This is a genomic window from Sulfitobacter sp. DSM 110093, assembly GCF_022788715.1.
Classification (GTDB): domain Bacteria; phylum Pseudomonadota; class Alphaproteobacteria; order Rhodobacterales; family Rhodobacteraceae; genus Sulfitobacter.
In genome coordinates this window covers 1,033,659-1,054,293 of the sequence record NZ_CP085167.1, presented here as the reverse complement: position 1 = coordinate 1,054,293, position 20,635 = coordinate 1,033,659, and the positions used below count along the sequence as shown (strand labels likewise).

General features: G+C 59.1%; 21 protein-coding genes. 16 read left to right on the top strand and 5 right to left on the bottom strand.

Going from position 1 to position 20,635, the window contains the following annotated elements:
* Positions 1–287: 287 nt before the first annotated feature.
* From secG to DSM110093_RS05090, 15 genes are all read left to right on the top strand, one after another.
* Complete coding sequence (secG, locus tag DSM110093_RS05160) at positions 288–650, top strand: preprotein translocase subunit SecG (RefSeq protein WP_243266988.1); 363 nt, start codon at positions 288–290, stop codon at positions 648–650.
* 178 nt (positions 651–828) lie between these two features.
* Positions 829–2,472 carry a CTP synthase gene (locus tag DSM110093_RS05155; protein WP_243266987.1) on the top strand — a complete coding sequence of 548 codons (1,644 nt, stop codon included), beginning with the start codon at positions 829–831 and terminating at the stop codon, positions 2,470–2,472.
* 235 nt (positions 2,473–2,707) lie between these two features.
* Positions 2,708–3,499 (top strand): 23S rRNA (adenine(2030)-N(6))-methyltransferase RlmJ, encoded by a 792-nt coding sequence (rlmJ, locus tag DSM110093_RS05150; RefSeq protein WP_243266986.1) that lies wholly within the window; start codon positions 2,708–2,710, stop codon positions 3,497–3,499.
* Positions 3,500–3,502: 3 nt separating this feature from the next.
* Positions 3,503–3,796 (top strand): DUF1330 domain-containing protein, encoded by a 294-nt coding sequence (locus DSM110093_RS05145; protein ID WP_067627071.1) that lies wholly within the window; start codon positions 3,503–3,505, stop codon positions 3,794–3,796.
* A gap of 85 nt (positions 3,797–3,881) precedes the next feature.
* Positions 3,882–4,319: a TerB family tellurite resistance protein gene (locus DSM110093_RS05140; protein WP_243266985.1), complete on the top strand. Its 438-nt coding sequence runs from the start codon at positions 3,882–3,884 to the stop codon at positions 4,317–4,319.
* Positions 4,320–4,385: 66 nt separating this feature from the next.
* Positions 4,386–4,826, top strand: coding sequence for a TerB family tellurite resistance protein (locus DSM110093_RS05135; RefSeq protein ID WP_243266984.1), 441 nt, complete (start codon positions 4,386–4,388; stop codon positions 4,824–4,826).
* Between the two features lie 111 nt (positions 4,827–4,937).
* Positions 4,938–5,714, top strand: a complete 777-nt coding sequence (locus tag DSM110093_RS05130) for an ATP-binding cassette domain-containing protein (protein WP_243266983.1) — start codon at positions 4,938–4,940, stop codon at positions 5,712–5,714.
* Between the two features lie 24 nt (positions 5,715–5,738).
* On the top strand, positions 5,739–6,476 hold the full coding sequence (locus DSM110093_RS05125) for a transporter substrate-binding domain-containing protein (protein ID WP_243266982.1): 738 nt from the start codon (positions 5,739–5,741) through the stop codon (positions 6,474–6,476).
* Positions 6,477–6,567: 91 nt separating this feature from the next.
* A complete protein-coding gene (locus tag DSM110093_RS05120; protein WP_243266981.1) occupies positions 6,568–7,452 on the top strand; it encodes an ABC transporter permease subunit in 885 nt (294 codons plus the stop codon).
* Positions 7,449–8,255 (top strand): ABC transporter permease subunit, encoded by an 807-nt coding sequence (locus DSM110093_RS05115; protein ID WP_243266980.1) that lies wholly within the window; start codon positions 7,449–7,451, stop codon positions 8,253–8,255. The genes DSM110093_RS05120 and DSM110093_RS05115 overlap by 4 nt, the downstream gene beginning before the upstream one ends.
* Positions 8,256–8,355: 100 nt before the next feature.
* Entirely contained in the window at positions 8,356–9,690 is a 1,335-nt protein-coding gene (locus DSM110093_RS05110; protein WP_243266979.1) for a glutamine synthetase family protein, read from the top strand.
* An 11-nt stretch (positions 9,691–9,701) separates the two neighbouring features.
* On the top strand, positions 9,702–10,391 hold the full coding sequence (locus tag DSM110093_RS05105) for a type 1 glutamine amidotransferase (RefSeq protein WP_243266978.1): 690 nt from the start codon (positions 9,702–9,704) through the stop codon (positions 10,389–10,391).
* Positions 10,391–11,752, top strand: coding sequence for a glutamine synthetase family protein (locus DSM110093_RS05100; protein ID WP_243266977.1), 1,362 nt, complete (start codon positions 10,391–10,393; stop codon positions 11,750–11,752). Before DSM110093_RS05105 ends, DSM110093_RS05100 begins: the two co-directional genes overlap by 1 nt.
* Before the next feature lie 14 nt (positions 11,753–11,766).
* Complete coding sequence (locus DSM110093_RS05095) at positions 11,767–13,071, top strand: FAD-binding oxidoreductase (protein WP_243266976.1); 1,305 nt, start codon at positions 11,767–11,769, stop codon at positions 13,069–13,071.
* Between the two features lie 213 nt (positions 13,072–13,284).
* Positions 13,285–14,463, top strand: a complete 1,179-nt coding sequence (locus DSM110093_RS05090; protein ID WP_243266975.1) for an aminotransferase class I/II-fold pyridoxal phosphate-dependent enzyme — start codon at positions 13,285–13,287, stop codon at positions 14,461–14,463.
* Positions 14,464–14,524: 61 nt separating this feature from the next.
* Here DSM110093_RS05090 and phaR read toward each other — a convergent pair whose 3' ends face one another.
* From phaR to phaC, 3 genes are all read right to left on the bottom strand, one after another.
* Positions 14,525–15,073: a polyhydroxyalkanoate synthesis repressor PhaR gene (phaR, locus tag DSM110093_RS05085; RefSeq protein ID WP_243266974.1), complete on the bottom strand. Its 549-nt coding sequence runs from the start codon at positions 15,071–15,073 to the stop codon at positions 14,525–14,527.
* 142 nt (positions 15,074–15,215) lie between these two features.
* Positions 15,216–15,659, bottom strand: a complete 444-nt coding sequence (locus tag DSM110093_RS05080) for a phasin family protein (protein WP_243266973.1) — start codon at positions 15,657–15,659, stop codon at positions 15,216–15,218.
* Between the two features lie 152 nt (positions 15,660–15,811).
* Complete coding sequence (gene phaC / locus DSM110093_RS05075) at positions 15,812–17,617, bottom strand: class I poly(R)-hydroxyalkanoic acid synthase (protein WP_243266972.1); 1,806 nt, start codon at positions 17,615–17,617, stop codon at positions 15,812–15,814.
* A gap of 50 nt (positions 17,618–17,667) precedes the next feature.
* Here phaC and phaZ point away from each other — a divergent pair, with 50 nt between their 5' ends.
* On the top strand, positions 17,668–18,963 hold the full coding sequence (phaZ, locus tag DSM110093_RS05070; protein WP_243266971.1) for a polyhydroxyalkanoate depolymerase: 1,296 nt from the start codon (positions 17,668–17,670) through the stop codon (positions 18,961–18,963).
* A 12-nt stretch (positions 18,964–18,975) separates the two neighbouring features.
* Here phaZ and DSM110093_RS05065 read toward each other — a convergent pair whose 3' ends face one another.
* On the bottom strand, positions 18,976–19,683 hold the full coding sequence (locus DSM110093_RS05065; protein ID WP_243266970.1) for an alpha/beta fold hydrolase: 708 nt from the start codon (positions 19,681–19,683) through the stop codon (positions 18,976–18,978).
* A 155-nt stretch (positions 19,684–19,838) separates the two neighbouring features.
* Entirely contained in the window at positions 19,839–20,585 is a 747-nt protein-coding gene (locus DSM110093_RS05060; protein ID WP_243266969.1) for an alpha/beta hydrolase, read from the bottom strand.
* Positions 20,586–20,635 lie beyond the last annotated feature (50 nt).

Genomic DNA, 20,635 nt, shown 5'->3' with positions numbered 1-20,635 from the left:
CAATCCATTCTTTTCCCTGCAAACAATACAGGCGAATTTGGTGCCGTTTTATGTTATGGTATCTTTACGAGGCGAGTCTGCACCACCTTAATTCCAGGATAGCCCTCTTACATATTGTGGTTGAGTACCGCTTCAAAAGACCGTCGCCCCCATGCGGCGGTCTTTGTCTGTCGGCGCCCGCGCTGCCCCCTATCCAATCCGATCGCCGCCGCGCGGCAATCCACCCTTGCCCCCATGGGCAAAGACGAATAGATACCCGCCAACCAAAACCGAAAGCAGTCTCGCCCATGGAAAATGTCGTTCTGATCATTCACCTGATTCTGGCCCTTGGCCTGATTGCTGTGGTGCTGCTGCAACGGTCTGAGGGCGGTGGCCTTGGCATCGGTGGGGGCGGCGGTGCTGTTTCTGGCCGCTCGGCTGCAACCGCTTTGGGCAAAATTACTTGGATCCTCGCCGCTGGTTTCATTGCAACATCAATCACGCTGACCATCATCGCGGCTGAAAAATCGGCAGGCTCGTCGGTTATTGACCGGTTGAGCGCGACACCGCCCGCACAGAACCAAGATGGCAGCCCTGCCCTGCCCGCAGGCGATGATCTGCTGCCGCCTTCTGCGGATGGCGACACACCGCTGGTCCCTGCGGCCGATTAACCTAACGAACACAAAACCTTGAGGCACGGCCCGAGTTTGCAACATCATGTTGCGGCGGGCCTTGCTTTGAATGTCCGAATCCTGTAAGGCTTAAATCCCGTGGGCTGCGGTTTTCTGCAGCGCGTTTGGTTGGTTTTTGCCTGCTACAAACTTTGAATTCACGGGGGTCTCTGATCACATGGCACGCTATATTTTCATCACCGGCGGTGTGGTCTCGTCTCTGGGCAAGGGGCTGGCCTCGGCGGCCTTAGGCGCTTTGCTTCAGGCACGCGGCTTTTCGGTACGTCTGCGCAAGCTGGACCCTTATCTGAACGTCGATCCCGGCACGATGTCGCCCTTTGAGCATGGCGAAGTTTTTGTCACAGACGATGGCGCAGAAACCGACCTTGATCTGGGCCACTACGAACGCTTCACTGGCGTCGCCGCCCGCAAGACCGATAGCATTAGCTCGGGCCGCGTCTACTCCACCGTGCTGGAGAAGGAACGCCGGGGCGATTACCTAGGCAAAACCATTCAGGTCATCCCGCATGTGACCAACGAAATCAAAGACTTCATCGACATTGGTGATGACGAGGTCGATTTCATGCTTTGTGAAATCGGCGGCACCGTGGGCGATATCGAAGGTCTGCCCTTCTTTGAAGCGATCCGTCAGTTCAGCCAAGACAAGCCACGTGGTCAATGTATCTTTATGCACCTCACGTTGCTGCCCTTCGTTAAGGCCAGCGGCGAGTTGAAGACCAAGCCGACACAACACTCGGTCAAGGAACTGCGCTCTATCGGTATCGCGCCCGACATTCTGGTCTGCCGTTCCGAAGGGCCGATCCCCGCGAAAGAGCGCGAGAAGCTGGCGCTGTTCTGCAATGTACGCCCCGATAGCGTGATTGCTGCGCAGGACCTGAAATCAATCTACGAAGCGCCGCTTGCCTATCACCGCGAGGGATTGGATCAAGCGGTGCTGGATGCCTTCCAGATCACCCCGGCCCCCAAGCCAAACCTGTCACGTTGGGAAGATGTGGCCGACCGCATCTACAACCCTGAAGGCGAAGTGAAGGTGGCGATCGTTGGCAAATACACCCAACTTGAAGACGCCTATAAATCCATCGCCGAGGCGCTGACACACGGCGGCATGGCGAACCGGGTCAAGGTAAAGGTCGAATGGGTCGACGCCGAGATTTTCGACAGCGAAGACGCCGGTCCCTATCTCGAAGGTTTCCACGCGATCCTTGTCCCCGGCGGCTTTGGCGAACGCGGCACCGAAGGCAAAATCAAAGCGGCGAAATATGCGCGTGAACACAAAGTGCCCTATCTGGGTATCTGCCTTGGTATGCAGATGGCGGTGATCGAAGCCGCGCGGAATGTCGCGGGCCTGAAAACCGCAGGCTCCGAAGAATTTGACCATGAAGCCGGGAAAAAGCGGTTCGAGCCAGTGGTTTATCACCTGAAAGAATGGGTGCAAGGCAACCACAAAGTCGCGCGCAAAGTGGACGACGATAAGGGCGGCACCATGCGTCTGGGTGCCTATGACGCGACGCTGGTCGAAGGGTCGCGCGTGGCCGAAGCCTATGGCACCACCACGATTGATGAGCGTCACCGCCACCGCTATGAGGTTGATATCGCGTACAAAGACCAGCTGGAGAAAGCTGGGCTGAAATTCTCAGGCATGTCACCGGATGGCAAGCTGCCAGAGATCGTTGAATGGACGGATCACCCGTGGTTCATTGGCGTCCAGTTCCACCCTGAGCTGAAGTCCAAGCCCTTCGATCCGCACCCCTTGTTCAAAGATTTTGTGCGGGCGGCGAAGGATGTGTCGCGGTTGGTTTGAACCCTTCCCATTTTAATTTGAAAGGCCCGAGCGTTATGCGCCGGGACTTTTTTTTTTGCCCGGCAGCCACTAAAAGGCCCGAAATCAAACCGCAGGCGCCGGGCCATAGCCTGCCCGCCCGCCGCGCCGTAGGCGTGCCTTCATTCATTCGGCGCAGCTATGGTGCGACGGGTAGGCGATGGCCCTCTCCACTCTTTCGCGTTGCACCCGCCAACCACTCCGCTACAGCTAGACCATGCTCAGCTATCAACACATCTACCACGCCGGGAACCTTGCAGACGTACAGAAACACGCGCTGCTGGCAAGGATGCTGTCGTACCTCACCCGCAAGGACAAACCGCTTACCTATCTGGAAACCCACGCAGGCAGGGCGCTCTATGACCTGTCGGACGCGGCGGCGAAAAAGACCGGCGAAGCGCGGCAGGGCATCGACAAGGTGGCCGATTGGTTCGCCCCCGATCACCCCTATTCCCAAGTGCTGCAAGACCTGCGCGAGACCCACGGCCCCCGCGCCTATCCCGGCTCTCCGCTGCTGGCCGCAAAACTGCTGCGCCCCGATGACCGCATCCATCTGGCCGAGTTGCACCCGCAGGAACACAGCGCCCTTGATCTGGCGATGTCGCCCTACCCGGTGAAATGTCACCTCAGCGACGGGTTCGAGATGGCCTTTACCCTTACCCCGCCGACACCGCGCCGGGGGATGCTGCTGATTGATCCCTCCTATGAGATCAAGACCGATTACGAGACCATCCCGCGCCAGATCGCGAAGCTTAGCCGCGCGTGGAACGTGGGGATCATCGCCCTGTGGTATCCTATCCTGACCAACCGCGCACATGTACCCATGCTCGACACGCTCACCGCCAACCACCCCGATGCGCTGCGCCACGAAGTGCGCTTCCCGCCATCGCGCCCCGGTCATGGCATGGTCGGCTCGGGCATGTTCGTGATCAATCCCCCCTACGGACTGGAAACTGAGGCGCAGAACCTCACCACCCGTTTCGCCACTTTGACCCAACAGGAGAGATAACAGATGCCAAAGGGCTATTGGATCGCCACCATGGATATCCACGACACCGCGATTTATGATAAATACCGCGCCGCCAATGCCAAACCTTTTGCGGATTATGGCGCGCGTTTCCTCGTGCGGGGCGGCACCCAGCAGGTCCGCGAAGGCCAGATGCGCGCCCGCACTGTTGTCTTGGAATTCGACAGCTATGCCGACGCGGTCGCTTGCTACGAAAGCCCCGGCTACCAGCGCGCGAAAGACATCCGCCTGAACGTGGCTGATGGGTCTTTGGTGATCGTCGAAGGCTATGACAGCTAGATCCATGCGGACCATTGCAGGAACCAGCGCGCCTCACGCGCAGTTTCCCCTTTGGCAATCCTGTTTCCTGCGATAAGTGAGCCCCATGCTGAACCGACTGTTCCCCCGCCGCAAGGCACAGCCGAAACCTTTACCGCAGCCCAATGCCCAACTGGCACTGGGCGCGCTTTTGGTGCGTGTGGCCTTTGCGGATCGCAACTACCGCGCCTCTGAGATCGGCCAGATCGACCGCATTCTGGCGCAGACATTTGGATTGAAACCGATTGAGGCCGCAAAGCTGCGTGCCACCTGCGAAGCACTGGAGCGCGACGCCCCCGGCACGCCTGAGTTCACTCGCATCCTCCGCGAAGAGGTCGACTATGCCGACCGCAAAGCATTGGGTGAGGCGATGTGGCAGGTGGCCCTGTCGGATGGCGCGCGCAATGATGATGAGGAAATCCAACTTGTCGCCATCGAAACCGCGCTTGGCCTTTCGGACGATGACATGGCCGCCGCCCGTGCCAATGCGCTGAATGCGCTCTGATCCCCCCTTCTCACCCCGCGCTGAGGCCGGTTGGCCTTTGCCCGCAGCAGGACTATATCGCAAAACATGTTTGGTGATTTTCTCAAGCGGCTAACCCAGCCCGAGCCCGATCCATTGGCCGACAACGATGCCCGCCTCGCGCTGACCGCGCTTTTGGTGCGCATCGCCCGGTCTGATAATGACTATGCGATGAGCGAACGGCGTCTGATCGACCGTATCGCGGCAGAACGCTATGGGCTTGCTGACGCTGACGCCACAGCCCTGCGCAAAGAGGCAGAAGAGCTTGAGACTCAAGCCCCTGACACCGTACGTTTCACCCGTGCCATCAAAGACGCAGTTCCCTATGAGCATCGCCTAGAGGTGATCGAAGCGCTTTGGCAGGTTGTACTGGCCGATGGCAGTCGCTCTGACGAAGAAGACGCGCTGCTTCGGTTGGTGTCGAACTTGCTGGGTGTAACCGACACCGACAGCGCCATGGCCCGCCAACGCGTTGCCAAGGAAAGCTGACCTAGCGTTAATTACGATGCTGCGGTGCAACGCGGGGCAAACTCTGCGTTGCAATCTGTGTCGATTCGTCGCTTTATAGCGCACTGAAATGACAGATTGGCGACAGCTTCCGTGACGACAGATACCCCGGTTATCCAGATCAAAAACCTTCACAAAGCCTATGGCGCACTGGAGGTTCTCAAAGGAGTCGACCTGGCCGCCCCCCGTGGCCATGTGATCTCTTTGATTGGCTCTTCGGGCTCTGGCAAATCGACCTTGCTGCGCTGCTGTAACCTGCTGGAAGACAGCCAGCAGGGCGAAGTGATTTTTAAGGGCGAGCCGGTCCGCTGGAAAGGCGATGGCCACCACCGTTGCCCTGCCGACGCCAAACAGGTCCTGCGCATCCGCACCAACCTGTCTATGGTGTTCCAACAGTTCAACCTCTGGGCGCATATGTCGATCCTGCAAAACGTCATGGAAGCGCCGCTGACCGTGCTGGGCCGCGACCGCGCCGAGGTCGAGCGCTCCGCGCGCGGCTACCTTGAAAAAGTCGGCATCGGCGACAAATGTGACGCCTACCCTGCCCAGCTTTCTGGCGGCCAGCAACAGCGTGCCGCCATCGCCCGTGCACTCTGCATGGAGCCCGAGGCGCTGCTGTTTGATGAGCCGACCAGCGCGCTCGACCCCGAGCTTGAGCAGGAAGTTGTTAAAGTTATCAAAGACCTCGCCGCAGAGGGGCGCACGATGGTAATCGTGACCCATGACATGAAACTGGCCGCTGACGTCAGCGACCATGTCGTGTTCCTGCACCAAGGTCTGATCGAAGAACAAGGGACGCCCGAAGAAGTCTTCGGCGCGCCCAAATCGGAACGTCTGCGTGGGTTCCTTTCGGCAACCCAGCCTGCGTAAACAAAAACCAAAGGGAGTTACCAAATGAAAAAGATCCTACTGGCAAGCGTCGCGCTTAGCATGGCTGCTGGCTTCGCGATGGCCGATGGCCACGGCAAAACCATCCGCATGGGCACCGAGGGCGCCTACCCCCCCTACAACTTCATCAACGACGCTGGCGAAGTTGATGGGTTCGAGCGTGAACTGGGCGACGAGCTGTGCAAACGCGCCGAGTTGACCTGCGAATGGGTCAAAAACGACTGGGACAGCATCATCCCCAACCTCGTCTCGGGCAACTATGATAACATCATGGCCGGTATGAGCATCACCGACGAGCGTAAAGAAGTCGTTGCCTTCACACAGAACTACTATCCGCCCACCGCGTCGGCATATGTTGCGGCGTCCGAAGATGCTGACATTGAAGGCGGCGTCGTTTCCGGCCAGACCGCGACCATTCAAGCCGGCCATGTCGCCGAAAGCGGTGCGACACTGATCGAATTCGCAACCCCCGAAGAAACCGTTGCCGCCGTGCGCAACGGCGAAGCGGACGCAGTCTTTGCGGACAAGGATTACCTTGTGCCAATCGTCGAGGAATCCGGCGGTGAGCTGATGTTCGTGGGTGACGATGTGCCGCTCGGCGATGGTATCGGCATGGCCCTGCGCCAGTCCGACACCGAACTACTTGAGACATTCGACGCCGTCATCACCGAGATGAAAGAAGACGGTTCGCTGAACGAGATGCTTAAAAAGTGGTTCGGCGACGATACCACCACCTACGAGTGATCTGACGCATCATCTAACTCAGGCGCGCCCCTTGCGGTGCGCCTGACCTTCCCTGCGCGGCAGTTCCGCGCGGATCAGCCCATGGGGGCCCATGTTCTCTTTTTGCACTGACCCATCGATCTTGGACGACTGGTTCTGGTTCGCCTGTTACCTGACAACCGGCGTTCATATGTCGTTCTACATGTCCTTTCTCAAGGTCTTGTTGCTGCTTGCCGTGACCGCGCCCGTGGCGCTGGCTTTTGGCTTTGGTGGGGCCATGATGGCGCGCGCGCGGTTTGCGCCGCTCAGTTGGGTCGGCAAGGGCTATATCGCGCTGGTGCGCGGTGTGCCGGATATTGCATTCTTTCTATTCTTCGTCATCGCGCTGGATCAGGGCATCGAATACCTGCGTCACAAGGCGCTCTGTTCCGATTGGGACATGCCGATCCGTCAGGGCAGTGATTTCGTGGTCTGTCAGGCCGCCAAAATGCCTTTGGGCAACGCCGCGCAATGGGTGCATGAGACTTATGGCTTTGGACTTGCGGTATTCACCTTTGCTATCGTGTTCGGGGCTTTTGCGGCCAATGTGATGTTTGGTGCCATGCGCGCCGTACCGCGCCCGCAAATCGAGACGGCCGAGGCCTATGGCATGACGCATCGCCAGACCTTTTGGCGCGTGTTGGTGCCGCAGATGTGGGTCTATGCCCTGCCCGGCCTCAGCAACCTGTGGATGGTGCTGATCAAAGCCACGCCGCTGCTGTTTCTCTTGGGCGTTGAGGATATCGTCTATTGGGCGCGCGAACTGGGCGGCACCAAGACGCCGCGCTTTACCGACTATCCGCACCCCGACTGGCGCATGTGGTATTTCCTCGCGTTACTGGTGTTTTACCTTCTCTTTACCCGCATCTCTGAAATCGCGCTGGACCGGCTAATGAAACGACTGACGCGCGGCCAAGCCACCACAGGCGGCGAAGCACAGCGGAGGGCCGGCGCATGAGCTGTCTGCAAACGATTCAGGACTACGGTCTGCGCTCTCTTGGCTATGGCGAACGGCTGCTGCCGCGCGAGGGTTTCACGCTCTGCGAACAGTTCACGCTGATCGGCTCAGGGATGCTGTGGAACATCTATTTCGGCGTCATCGCCCTGCTGACTGGGTTCTTCTTTGCCACCGCGCTTGGCGCCGGGAAGGCCAGTCCGAACCCTTGGTTCCGCAAACCCGCGGAATGGTTCATCTTCATCTTCCGTGGCTCACCACTCTTTATCCAATTCTTCTTTGGTTACTTCCTGTTTCTGTCGCTGAAGTCCGAATACGCCTTTTTCGCCCCCTTCACCGCGGCATGGCTAGGGGCGCTGATCGTGCTCTTTCTCAACACTGCCGCATATTCGGGCGAAATTTTTTACGGTGCGCTGCAATCCATCCCCAAGGGCGATGTGGAGGCTGCAGATGCCTATGGTCTGTCGGGTTGGTCGCGCTTTCGCCGGGTGATCTGGCCCACCTCGCTGCGTCTTGCTTGGCCCGCCTATACGAACGAGGCGATTTTCCTGTTTCATGCCACGACACTGGTGTTTTTCAGCGGTTTCCCGGCATGGCAACAGCGCGGTGATGCGCTCTATTACGCCAGCTATTTTGCCGACAAAACCTTCAACCCCTTCGTGCCCTATCCCATTCTTGCCGGTTATTTCATCCTTTTGACGCTCTGCATCATTGGCGTCTTCGGTTTGATCAATTCCCGCCTCAACCGGCACCTTCCACAGGCCCAACGCCGTAAAATTCGCTTGCGTCCTAATTTGATCCGGTAGTATCCATTATTTGATCAAATTACGCGGCGCGTGGGCGCCGACCGCTTTTGCCCTCGGGCGAACCGCTCTGTGACATGCCCACCGCCTTTGCAGGTGACGTATGAACAACTGGCTTCGCAAACATCCCCAAGTCCGCACGATTCGTGTGGCCGCTGCTGATTTGAACGGTCAGGCGCGAGGCAAACGCATTCCCGTCCGTTTTGCCGATAAGGTAACCACCGAAGGCACGCGCTTTCCTGTTTCTGTGCTGAACCTCGACATCTGGGGCGAAGACATCGACGACAGCCCACTGGTGTTCGAGACCGGCGATGCGGATGGCGTGCTGAAACCGACCGAGCGGGGCTTTATGCCGATGCCGTGGCTCGACGCGCCTTCGGCCCTGCTGCCGATTTGGATGTTCCGCGAAGATGGCCGCCCCTACCCCGGCGATCCGCGCCATGCGTTGCGCGCCGTGCTTGACCGCTACAAGGCGCGCGGGCTGACACCCGTCTGCGCCGTGGAACTGGAATTCTTCCTGATCGACGATTCTGGGCGTAATTTGCAGGTACCTGTCTCCCCCCGTTCCGGCAAGCGGCGCAAGGCGGCTGAAACCATGTCGATCCGCGCACTCGACCAGTTCGATCTGTTCTTCACCGATCTCTATGATGCCTGCGAAGAGATGGACATTCCCGCCGACACCGCCATTTCCGAGGCAGGTCTGGGCCAGTTCGAAATCAACCTGATGCATTGCGACGATGCCCTGCGCGCCGCCGACGACGCATGGCTGTTCAAGATGCTGGTCAAAGGACTGGCGCGGCGGCACGGCTTTGCCGCAAGCTTTATGGCGAAGCCGTACGAGGATTACTCCGGCTCTGGCCTGCACACGCATTTCTCGGTGCTGGATGAAAATGGCGACAACATCTTTGACGATGACGGGCCCAGGGGGACCGACACGCTGCGCCACGCCGTTGCGGGCTGCATGAATGCGATGCGAGGCTCGGCGCTGGTGTTCTGCCCCCACGCCAACAGCTTTGACCGGATGGTGCCGGAATCCCACGCGCCCACCGGGGTATGCTGGGCCTATGAGAACCGCACCGCCGCGATCCGCATCCCCTCAGGCAGCCACAAGGCGCGGCGGATCGAACATCGGGTCTCTGGCGGAGACGTGAACCCCTATCTGATGCTGGCCGCCGTTTTGGGGGCCGCGCTTAACGGAATCGAAGACGGGGCAGAGCCGCCCGCTCCGATCACCGGCAACGCCTATGCCGCCGATCTGCCGCGCATGCCCAGCGATTGGAAAACCGCCATCGACCTGTTTGAAAGCTGCCCCCATGTCGCACGGATCTTCGCCCCCGAGATGGTCCGCAACTTCGTGCTGACGAAACGCCAAGAATTGCATTACATGCAGGAATTGACCCCAGAGGAACAGGTCGAGATCTATCTCGACACTGTGTAACAGGTGACCTTATGAAAATTGGTATTCTGCAAACCGGCCACTCCCCTGACGACTTCCGCGAACAGCTGGGCGACTATGGTGAGATGTTCACCAAGCTGCTGGACGGTCATGACTTTGACTTTCAAATTTGGTCGGTCGTCGATGGGATCTTGCCCGAAGGGGTGGATGAGGCCGATGGCTGGCTCATCACCGGGTCCAAACACGGCGCTTACGAAGATCACGACTGGATCCCGCCGCTGGAAGACTTCATCCGCGAGACCTATGCTGATGGCAGCCCGATGATTGGCGTCTGTTTCGGCCATCAGGTCATCGCCCAAGCGCTTGGTGGCAAGGTCGAAAAGTTCACCGGCGGCTGGTCCATTGGCCGCACGGAATACGACATGGACGGAGACAAGCTGGCGCTCAACGCATGGCATCAAGATCAGGTTGTCGCACTGCCCAAAGGTGCCAAGGTCGTTGCCTCATCTGATTTCTGCCCCTATGCGGCGCTGGCCTATGACAACCGCATCTGGACGGTTCAGCCACACCCCGAGTTCGGGCATGATTTCATCGACGGCTTGATCAAAACCCGTGGCAAGGGCGTGGTGCCGGACCACCAGCTTGAACAGGCCACCGCCGCGCTTGGTGGCCCCATTGATAACCAAAAAATCGCGGACCAAATGGCCGCATTCTTTAAAGACAACAGGAAAGAGAGGGCCTGATGGCCGAGGATTGGACAGAAGCACTACCCGAAGCGGCGCGCGCCTATCTTGAGGGCCGGCGTCTGGACGAAGTGGAATGTATCATCCCCGACCTGCCCGGCATCGCCCGCGGCAAGGCCGTCCCGGCATCGAAATTCGCGCGGCAGGATTACTTTCACCTGCCCGACAGCATCTTTTACCAGACCATCACCGGTGAATGGGGCGAAGCGGCGGGCGACGATGGGTTCATCGAAAAAGACATGATCCTACGCCCGGACATGGACACGGCCACCGCCGCCCCATGGACCGGGGACTGGACGCTTCAGGTCATCCACGACGCCTATGACCGCAACAATGAGCCGGTGGCCTATTCGCCGCGCAATGTGCTTAAGCGGGTGGTGCAGCTTTATCGCGACAAGGGGTGGGAGCCTGTGGTGGCCCCTGAGATGGAATTCTTCCTTGTGGCCCGCAACATCGATCCGGCCAAGGAAATTCAGCCGATGATGGGCCGCTCGGGCCGCCCCGCAGCGGCGCGGCAGGCCTATTCGATGACCGCCGTGGATGAATTCGGCCCAGTCATCGACGACATCTATGACTTTGCCGAGGCGCAGGGGTTTGAAATCGACGGCATCACCCAAGAAGGCGGTGCTGGCCAGCTTGAGATCAATCTGCAACACGGCGATCCGGTACGGCTCGCCGATGAGGTCTTCTACTTCAAACGCCTGATCCGCGAAGCGGCGATGCGGCACGAGTGCTATGCCACCTTTATGGCCAAACCCATTGCCGATGAGCCGGGCAGCGCGATGCACATCCACCATTCGGTGCTGGACGTAAAAACCGGCGAAAACATCTTTGTCGATGCGGATGGGGAAGAGACTGCGCCCTTCAAGCACTTCATCGCCGGGCTGCAAAACCACATGCCCTCGGCGCTGGCCGTGATCGCGCCCTACGTCAACTCCTACCGCCGCTACGTCAAGGATCACGCCGCGCCGATCAACCTTGAGTGGGGCCGCGACAACCGGACCACCGGCATCCGCGTGCCGCTCTCGGGGCCAAAATCGCGCCGGGTTGAGAACCGCCTTGCGGGGATGGATTGCAACCCCTACCTCGGCATCGCTGCCAGCCTCGCCTGCGGCTATCTGGGGCTGACCCAGCAGAAAGACCCGCTGCCCGAATTCAAGGGCGACGCCTATGTCGGCGAAGGGGACATCCCCCAAGTTCTGGGCCAAGCGCTTGATCTGTTTGAAGAAGCCACGGAGCTGCATGAGGCTTTGGGGCCCGATTTCGCCCGCGTATATTCCATAGTGAAACGGGCGGAATATGAGGAGTTCCTTCAGGTAATCTCGCCTTGGGAACGTGAACATCTGCTGATGAACGTCTAACGCCCGGAGGCCCGATGAACCTGCTCTACGCCAACGACACGCCCGGCCAATACCCCACCAGCTGGTACGCCGCGACCGCCACAAAGCACAGGGCCCACCCGCCGCTTCAGGGGGATACCAAAGCCGATGTCTGTGTCGTTGGCGGGGGCTATACCGGCCTTTCGGCCGCGCTGCATCTGGCCGAGGCGGGCTATGACGTGGTGCTTTTGGACGCGCAGCGCGTGGGGTTCGGTGCGTCGGGCCGCAATGGCGGGCAGTTGGGGTCGGGCCAGCGGGTTGAGCAGGACGGTCTGGAAAAGATGCTGGGGCAAGAGCATGCCAGCAAGCTGTGGGAGATGGGGCAAGAGGCCAAGGCGCTGGTCAAATCGCTGATCGCAAAGCATGAGATCGACTGCCACCTGAAACCCGGCGTGGCATGGACCGGATCGACCGCCTCTGACGTGCGGCATCTGCACGACTATGCGGAACATCTGCAAAAACACTACGGTTATGATGAGATTGAGGTGTTGGATCACACCGCGCTGCAATCCGTCTGCCCCTCGCCCGACTACAAAGGCGGTGTGCTAGATATGGGGGCGGCGCATCTGCATCCGCTGAACTATGCGCTTGGCCTTGCCCGAGCCGCCGCTGCCGCAGGCGTGCGTATCCATGAAACAAGCCCCGCCGAGAATATCGTCGAAGGTAGCAAAGCCATTGTGCAGACTGCCACCGGCAGCGTCACCGCCGACCATGTGGTGCTGGCCTGCAATGGCTATCTGGGCAATTTGAATGGGGAAGTGGCGGCGCGAGTCATGCCGATCAACAACTTCATTGCCGCAACAGAACCCTTGGGAGACCGGGTGAAAGACGTGCTGCCGCGTGATGTGGCCGTGGCCGACAGCCGATTTGTCGTGAACTACTTCCGCCTGTCGAATGACGGTCGGCTGCTTTTTGGTGGCGGCGAAAGCTATGGCTACCGCTTTCCGCAAGACATCGCCGCGAAGGTGCGCAAACCGATGTCGCAGGTCTTTCCGCAGTTGAAGGACGTGAAGATCGACTATGCTTGGGGCGGCACCCTTGGCATTACCATGAAACGCCTGCCTTATGTCGCGCGGCTTGCGCCCAAGATCCTCTCGGCCTCGGGCTACTCTGGCCACGGCGTCGGTACGGCGACCCACGCGGGCTATTTGATGGCCAAGGCGATCGAAGGCAATGCCGATGGGTTCGACACGATGGCCGCGATCCCGACGCAGGCTTTCCCCGGCGGCGCGTCGCTGCGCAGCCCGCTTTTGGTGCTAGCCATGCTTTGGTACGCGACGCGGGATCGGCTCGGGATTTGATTTAGCTTTAGGCCTACCGCAGGCGGGTGCGGTTTGGGGCTGGCCGGGGTGATGTGGGGGCCCTGCCCCCATCGCGCCGGGGGCGCGATTCCCCCGCGGGTATTTGAGAAAGGATGAAGAGAAAGAGGAGGTGACCAGTTGTGGGGCATCCCCCTTGGTTTGCGCGGCGGATTGTTTTACTATTCTGGAAATCATTATTCAGGATTTTGAAATATGGCTTTGCCCGACATGCACCGCGCTGAACCAATCCCCGCCGAGGCCGAGGCCGCCATTGCAGAGCTTTTGCAAAACGGTGATCTTTTTCGCTACACCGCCGCCAAGGACGCACCTGTCTCGCTTCTAGAGGTCGAGTTCGCACATATGATGGGCAGCAAATATGCGCTGGCCGTGTCGTCTTGCTCCGCCGCGCTATTCCTGTCGTTGCTGGCACTGGATTTGCCCAAAAACGCAGAAGTACTTATCCCCGGTTTCACCTTCGCCGCCGTGCCATCAGCGGTGATCCACGCAGGCTGCAAGCCGGTGCTGTGCGAAGTAGGTGAAAACTACCGCGTCGATTTGGAGGATTTCGCCGCCAAACTGCCGAGCGTTCAGGCCGTGATCATCAGCCATATGCGGGGGCATACGTCGGATATGGATGCGATCATGGGGCTTTGCGAGGCCGCTGGCGTGCCGGTGATCGAAGACGCCGCCCATTCGCTGGGCACGCTCTGGCGGGGACGGAAAATCGGGACCATCGGCAAGGTCGGCTGTTTCTCTTTCCAGTCCTACAAGATGATCAATGCGGGCGAAGGCGGGATCCTGATCACCGACGACTCCGATCTGGTGGCGCGTGCGATCATCATGTCGGGCGCTTATGAGCATAACTGGAAGAAACATGCCGCCCTACAGGACAGCTTTGCCAAGTGGCAGAACCGCCTGCCACTCTATAATCTGCGCATGTCGAACCTTTCGGCTGCGATTATCCGCCCGCAGCTGCCGCATCTGCCGCGCCGCGTGGCTGACGGTTTGCGCAACCACGATCACATGGCCGCCCGGCTTGCGGCCTCGCCCCTGATCGACGTGCCCAGCCCCCTCCCCGGAGAGACGCGCGCCCCGGATTCGATCCAATTCAATCTGGTCGGCCTGTCCGACGCAAAGGTCCGTGCCTTTGCTGAAACGGCAGAGACGGCAGGCGTCAAAGTACAGGTCTTTGGCCAAAGCACCGACAACGCCCGCGCCTTTTGGAACTGGCAATTCATCGAAGACCTACCCGACCTGCCCCGCACACGTGCCATGCTGATGCGTGCATGTGATGTGCGCCTGCCGGTGCAATTAACCCTGGCCGAGATCGACGCGGTGGCGGATGTGATCCTTAGGGCATTGGCTGATGTTGCCGACGCGCGGGCGGCGTAAGCCCTAAACGAAAATGAGGGAGCACATGGGCTCCCTCATATCAATCTCACTGATGGCAAATTCAGTTCATCTTTGACAATTTATCCTGCAACTCTGCCAACTGCTTTTTGATCGCTTCCAGATCATCGCCCTGTTCCGACTGCTGGTTCGGCGGCTCTGGCGCGGTGGATTTGGCCCAGCCGCCGGTCATTGCTTTCATAAAGGCTTCTTGCTGCGCCTGCATCGCTTCCATGCCGGGCATCTTGGCCATTGGGTTCATCGCACTCATATTTTCGACCACCTTGCTTTGCCCATCGCGCAGCATGTCGAAGGATGTTTGCAAGAACTGCGGCACAACCGAAACATTGCCCGACATATAACTGCGCACCAAATCGGTGAGCACATCGACAGGCAAGACGGCTTCGCCGCGGCTTTCGTGTTCAGCTATGATTTGCAGAAGATACTGCCGGGTCAGATCATCACCCGACTTCAGATCAACAATCTGAACTTCCCGGCCATCACGGATGAAACCGGCGATGTCTTCTAATGTGACGTAATCGCTGGTCTCGGTGTTGTAGAGCCTGCGGCTGGCATAGCGCTTTATCAGCAAGGGCTTTGGTTTCTCCGCCATGATATTCCTCCCGGCCAGTGGTGCTGCATTGCAGCTTAGGACAGGGATCGGCAAATAGAAAGGGCGCATAACAAAAGGGGCAGACCCAACAAGGCCCGCCCCTTTTCTATCTCTATGCGTCGCCGCAGGACCGCCAAACGGCTTACTTCGTGGCAGGCTTATGCGCTGCGGTCTGAACTTTTTCAGCTGTCTTAGTCGCTGTTGCAGTCGCTTCGTTCTGCAGGTCTTTGCCAGCCGACATCATCAACTCAACAGTTTCCATCTGAACTTTCTTCGCAACTTCGGCAAAGGCGGCCATATGCTCGGCTGCGGCTTCGGCGGAAGCGGATGCAAATTCGGTCATCGCTTTGGCGTAGTCTGTCGGCTCGGTCTTCGCTGTGGTCATCGCGGTCAGGCGGGTCAGCGTGTCTTTGGTCCAAGCGGAGGAGATGTCAGCGGATTTATCGGCCGCGTCAAACGCAACGCCGGACAGTTTCTCGTTAAGAGTTGCTGTGTTCTTGAACGCGTCTTTCATGGCGGAGTTATCCATAGGGAAAGCGCCCAGAACGTCTTTGAACATCGCGGTCATATCAGGTGTATTGGTCATTGCTCTATCCTTTTAAGCTGCATTTGCAGGGGAGCGGGAGAAGACCCACTCAATTCGCGTCTGACCCCTACATAGATGCCGCAGCGCAGCATTTCAAGTTTTTTCTGCATTGCAGCATTACCGATCAAGCGCTGCCGGATTACGTTACGTAATCAATCGCTTGCCTTGCGGGCCACATAATCACCCGGCGCATCGGCAAGGGTTTCACGCCCGCCGTCCCCGGGGAAACGCGCGGGAATCATCTTGCCTGCGCGTTTGGCCAGCCACTTGCCCCAACGTGGCCACCAAGAGCCCTCGTGGAACTTTGCCGCCTCGCGCCATGCCGCGAAGTCTTGCCCCAGATCGCCGTTAACATAGTGGCCGTATTTGTTGCGGCTGGGTGGGTTCACGATCCCCGCGATATGGCCGGACTGCGCCATGATAAAGGTTTTGTCCTCGGACCCCATCCGCTGCACGCCGCGATAGCAATCTTTCCACGGCGCGATATGGTCGGTTTCACAGGCGATCGCGCAAAGCGGTACGTCGATATCATCCAGCGTGAGCCGCTCTCCCAACAGTTTAAAACCACCCTCGGCCAATTCATTGCGCTGACACAACCCGCGCAGATATTGCATCGCCATCTGCCCCGGCAGGTTGGCCCCGTCCCCGTTCCAGTAAAGCAGATCAAAGGCCGGAGGCGTCTCTCCCATCATATAGCTGCGCACGGCAGGGCCGTAGACCAGATCATTCGAGCGTAAGAAGGAAAAGGTGCGCGCCATGACCACCGACGGAAGAATGCCCTTGTCCGCCGTCTCGGCTTCGATCCCGTCGATGAAGTCATTGGTAAGGAAGGGCTGGAATTCGCCCTGATCCGAAAAATCAGTAAGCGCGGTGAAGAAAGTCGCCGATTTGATCGACGGGTCGCCGCGCTTTTTCAGCAGCGACAGTGTCAGCGCCAATGTGGTCCCGGCAATACAATAGCCTACGACATTCACGCGCTTTTCGTCGGTGATCGCCTTCACCTCTTCGATGGCAGTAAGGTAGCCCTCTTCGACGTAATCTTCCATCCCGATCTGCGCATAGCTGGCATCGGGGTTGACCCATGACACCACAAAAAGCGTATAGCCCTGATCGACCAGCCATTTCACAAGGCTGTTCTGGGCCTTGAGGTCGAGGATGTAGAATTTGTTGATCCAAGGCGGAAAGATCAGTAGCGGGGTTTTGTGCACCTCTTCGGTGCTGGGGGTGTATTGGATCAACTCGAACATGCGGTTGCGAAACACTACCTTGCCCGGCGTGGTTGCGATGTTACGGCCCAGTTCAAACGCGCTGTCATCGGCCAGCTTCACGACCAACTCGCCGTTGTTCGCCTCTAGATCAGCGATCAAGTTCTCAAGCCCCTTCACAAGGCTTTCGCCCTCGGTCTCAACCGCGCGCTCCAACACGTCAGGGTTGGTGGCAAGGAAATTGGTCGGCGACATCATCGCGATGATCTGCTGGCTGAAATAGACCAGCCGCTTCTTTTCCGCAGGGTCCATGTCTTGGGCGTCTTCGACGGCTTGGCGCAGAGCCTCGGCGTTGATCAGATACTGCTGTTTCATGAAGTTAAAATAGGGATGGGTCTGCCACAGCGGATTGGCAAAGCGTTTGTCGGGCACGCTGTCATCCGCCACCGGGGCCACCGCACCGCTGGCGAGCGCCTGCTGCGCCTCGACGAAATGGGTGACCGATTTGGTCCAATAGCCCATTTGATGCTCCATCAAACGTGCCGGATTGGTCATCGCTTCGGCCCAATAGGACTGCGCGGCCTTCGCAAAAAGCTGTTGATTGGGCGCATCCAGTGCGGGCTGGTGCCCCTCGCGAGAGGCCATCACGCGGGTCAGACGTTCGGTTAACGCCTCAACTTTCTTAAGGTTTTGGGCCATCCGCGACAGTGCTGCCGGTACCGTTGGGTCTGAATTTTCGGATTCTGTTGTCATCTTAACCCTTACCTCCTATCTTCGCAGGTGCAGCATAAAGGAGCCCCCACATGCGCTACATGGCCACCTACGACATGATGGAGTCCATCCGGAACACCAATCAATGGCTCGGCGCTTCTGCCCTCGCCATGGCATCCTACCCGGCTTTCTCTCTGTTTCCAAACCCTGCGATGGAATGGTTGGCGGCATGGGGCGAGGTGACGGAAAGGAGCTTTGCCCGCATGGTGGTAAAGCCCGATTGGGACATCCCCCCGGTGGTCGGTTCCAAGGGCCAAGACTGTCTGGTCAGCATCGAGCCCGTGATGGAGCGCGCCTTTGGCGATCTGCTGAAGTTCACCGTGCAGGGCCGCGAAGAGACGGGGCGCAAGGTTTTGCTGGTCGCGCCAATGTCCGGTCATTATGCCACGCTCCTTCGGTCCACCGTGATCTCCTTGCTGCCTGATTGCGACGTCTATGTGACAGACTGGCATAACGCGCGTGATATTCCAGTTAGTGCGGGCAAGTTCGACATCGAGGATTATACGCTCTACCTCGTTGATTTCATGCATCACCTTGGCCCCGACACCCATGTGATCGCGGTTTGCCAGCCCGCGCCTTTGACCCTCGCCGCCACCGCCTATCTGGCCGAGGAAGCGCCCGAAGCGCAGCCGCGCACGCTGACACTGATCGGCGGTCCGATTGACCCCGATGCCAAACCCACCGATGTGACCGACTTTGGCCACAGCGTGACCATGGGCCAGCTTGAGCAGATGATGATCCAGCAGGTTGGGTTCAAATATGCGGGCGTGGGCCGAAAGGTATATCCGGGGCTGTTGCAACTGGCGTCTTTCATCTCGATGAACAATGACACCCACCGCGATGCTTTCACAAACCAGATCACCCGCGTGGCGCAAAAAGCGGCGCATGAGCATGACAAACACAACAAGTTCTACGACGAATACCTCGCCGTGATGGACATGCCGGCGGAGTTCTACCTCTCGACCGTGCAGCGCGTGTTCAAGGAACGCGAGATCGCCCGCAACGTCTTTACCGTGGCAGGCCGTCAGGTCGATATCGGCAAGATCACAACTGTCGCGGTCAAAACGGTCGAAGGGAGCAAGGATGACATTTCAGCCCCTGGTCAATGTATCGCGGCCCTTGATCTGCTGACCGGCCTGCCAGATTCCAAAAAGGCGAGCCACCTCGAAGATGGCGCGGGCCACTACGGGATTTTCGCGGGCAAAAGCTGGCGCAACAATATCCGGCCCTTGGTGCTGGACTTTATCGATGCCAACAACGGCACGCCTGAGCCTATGAAGGCTGAGCCCAACAAGGCAAAAGCGCCAGCAAAACCAGCAGCGGCCTAATCCGCTGCCCCATTACAGCGCCAGAGGTTGAAGCATCCAGTCGCGCAGCGCGGCGGTTGTGGCCTCTGGTTGCTCAAGACTGGGCATATGGCCTGCATCCTCCAGCACTGTTAGCTTGGCATAAGGGATCATTTCGGCCATGAAAGCATGACGCTTAACCGGGCAAAGCGCGTCATGTTCGCCGCAAAGCACCAGCGCTGGCACTTTGCATTTGCGCAGCACTGCTTGTTGGTCTCGGCGGCGTTGTAGCGCACGGGATTGGCGCACAAAAACATCGCCGCCCAGCGTCTCGGCCATTTCCATCGCACGTGTCAGCACTTCGCCACGCCCAACGCCGGGCGCAAGAAAGCCCGACGCCATACGCGACTGCATCGCCTCTCGCAGTTTGCCTGACTGTGCCATAACGATCTGCGGCTCACGGTCGGCTGCAATTGCCGGAAGTTCGGCCAATACATGGGTGGCCAGCAAGGCGATGCGGCTGATGCGATCGGGGGCGCGGCGCAGCAGTTCCAGCGCCACAACGCCGCCCATCCCCTGCCCCACCAGCGCGAAGCGCTGCGGCAGTTGATCCAAAAGACCTGAGGCGATCTCTTCTATGCGCTCCCCTTGGGTGATCGGCGCCAGCACAACCGTGGACCGGGGCGAAAGCGCCTCAATCTGCGGGGCAAATGCACGGGCGTCACACATCATACCGGGCAATAGAACGAGCGGCTCAGCCATGCGCGACTTTCCGGTCAGTTATGCAGTTGAAATGACGTGGTTTCATGCCGTCCCCCTTGGGTTTGGCTGCCTCATAGCATGGGTATTTTGGGCTGGCATCGGGGCGCAGGGTGCATCGGCGGTTCCATGCCCGCCAACGCGCACCGCGTTCGACCTTATTGGGCCGACACCTCTTCGATCGCCTGCACGATCAACGCCAAACAATGCTCATCGGAAAAGCGGTGGTCGGCGTCTTTGACCAGTGTCAGGCGCATATCGGGGCTTTGGGCGTGCTCTAACAGCCGAACAGCCGTCTCCGTGCTAACGGCGGTATCTGCGGTGCCTTGCAGCAGCCGCACGGGAAACGGCAGCGTGAGAGGGTCGCGCAGTACCAGCCGCTTGCGCCCATCTTCAATCATGCGGCGGGTGATGACGTAGGGCTCCATATAGTCCGACGGCAGTTCGACCTGTCCGACCTCTTCCAACGCCTGTTTCTGCGCATCGGTAAAATTCGCCCAATAGCCATCTTCGGTAAAATCAGGTGCGGCGGCGATGCCGATCAACCCGGCAATACGCTCAGGCCGCTGCCGCGCCAACAGCAGCGCCTGCCAGCCGCCCATAGACGACCCCACGACGATCAGCGGCCCTTCGGTCAGTGCTTCGACCGCTGCCAATGTGTCTTCGTGCCAGTCGCCGATACAGCCTTCGGCAAAGCTGCCCGAGGATTCGCCGTGACCCGAATAGTCGAACCGGAGAAACGCCCGTCCCTCGGCCCGTGCCCAGTCTTCAAGAAAGACCGCCTTGGTTCCCATCATGTCAGACTTCAGCCCGCCGAGGAATACAACGCAGGGCCCTGCGCCCGCTGTGTAGTGATAGGCGATGCGCCGCCCTTCTGGGGTGTCGATGAATGTGCTGTCTGCCATGCTGCCTCCGTGTTTTAGCCAATCATGCGCGGCGGAGGCGGCAAGGGCAA

What these genes read in the sequence shown, in the direction of transcription:
- secG (WP_243266988.1), top strand. Translation starts at nt 288, where the DNA reads ATGGAAAATGTCGTTCTGATCATTCACCTGATTCTGGCCCTTGGCCTG.
- DSM110093_RS05155 (WP_243266987.1), top strand. Translation starts at nt 829, where the DNA reads ATGGCACGCTATATTTTCATCACCGGCGGTGTGGTCTCGTCTCTGGGC.
- rlmJ (WP_243266986.1), top strand. Translation starts at nt 2,708, where the DNA reads ATGCTCAGCTATCAACACATCTACCACGCCGGGAACCTTGCAGACGTA.
- DSM110093_RS05145 (WP_067627071.1), top strand. Translation starts at nt 3,503, where the DNA reads ATGCCAAAGGGCTATTGGATCGCCACCATGGATATCCACGACACCGCG.
- DSM110093_RS05140 (WP_243266985.1), top strand. Translation starts at nt 3,882, where the DNA reads ATGCTGAACCGACTGTTCCCCCGCCGCAAGGCACAGCCGAAACCTTTA.
- DSM110093_RS05135 (WP_243266984.1), top strand. Translation starts at nt 4,386, where the DNA reads ATGTTTGGTGATTTTCTCAAGCGGCTAACCCAGCCCGAGCCCGATCCA.
- DSM110093_RS05125 (WP_243266982.1), top strand. Translation starts at nt 5,739, where the DNA reads ATGAAAAAGATCCTACTGGCAAGCGTCGCGCTTAGCATGGCTGCTGGC.
- DSM110093_RS05120 (WP_243266981.1), top strand. Translation starts at nt 6,568, where the DNA reads ATGTTCTCTTTTTGCACTGACCCATCGATCTTGGACGACTGGTTCTGG.
- DSM110093_RS05115 (WP_243266980.1), top strand. Translation starts at nt 7,449, where the DNA reads ATGAGCTGTCTGCAAACGATTCAGGACTACGGTCTGCGCTCTCTTGGC.
- DSM110093_RS05110 (WP_243266979.1), top strand. Translation starts at nt 8,356, where the DNA reads ATGAACAACTGGCTTCGCAAACATCCCCAAGTCCGCACGATTCGTGTG.
- DSM110093_RS05105 (WP_243266978.1), top strand. Translation starts at nt 9,702, where the DNA reads ATGAAAATTGGTATTCTGCAAACCGGCCACTCCCCTGACGACTTCCGC.
- DSM110093_RS05100 (WP_243266977.1), top strand. Translation starts at nt 10,391, where the DNA reads ATGGCCGAGGATTGGACAGAAGCACTACCCGAAGCGGCGCGCGCCTAT.
- DSM110093_RS05095 (WP_243266976.1), top strand. Translation starts at nt 11,767, where the DNA reads ATGAACCTGCTCTACGCCAACGACACGCCCGGCCAATACCCCACCAGC.
- DSM110093_RS05090 (WP_243266975.1), top strand. Translation starts at nt 13,285, where the DNA reads ATGGCTTTGCCCGACATGCACCGCGCTGAACCAATCCCCGCCGAGGCC.
- phaR (WP_243266974.1), bottom strand. Translation starts at nt 15,073, where the DNA reads ATGGCGGAGAAACCAAAGCCCTTGCTGATAAAGCGCTATGCCAGCCGC.
- DSM110093_RS05080 (WP_243266973.1), bottom strand. Translation starts at nt 15,659, where the DNA reads ATGACCAATACACCTGATATGACCGCGATGTTCAAAGACGTTCTGGGC.
- phaC (WP_243266972.1), bottom strand. Translation starts at nt 17,617, where the DNA reads ATGACAACAGAATCCGAAAATTCAGACCCAACGGTACCGGCAGCACTG.
- phaZ (WP_243266971.1), top strand. Translation starts at nt 17,668, where the DNA reads ATGCGCTACATGGCCACCTACGACATGATGGAGTCCATCCGGAACACC.
- DSM110093_RS05065 (WP_243266970.1), bottom strand. Translation starts at nt 19,683, where the DNA reads ATGGCTGAGCCGCTCGTTCTATTGCCCGGTATGATGTGTGACGCCCGT.
- DSM110093_RS05060 (WP_243266969.1), bottom strand. Translation starts at nt 20,585, where the DNA reads ATGGCAGACAGCACATTCATCGACACCCCAGAAGGGCGGCGCATCGCC.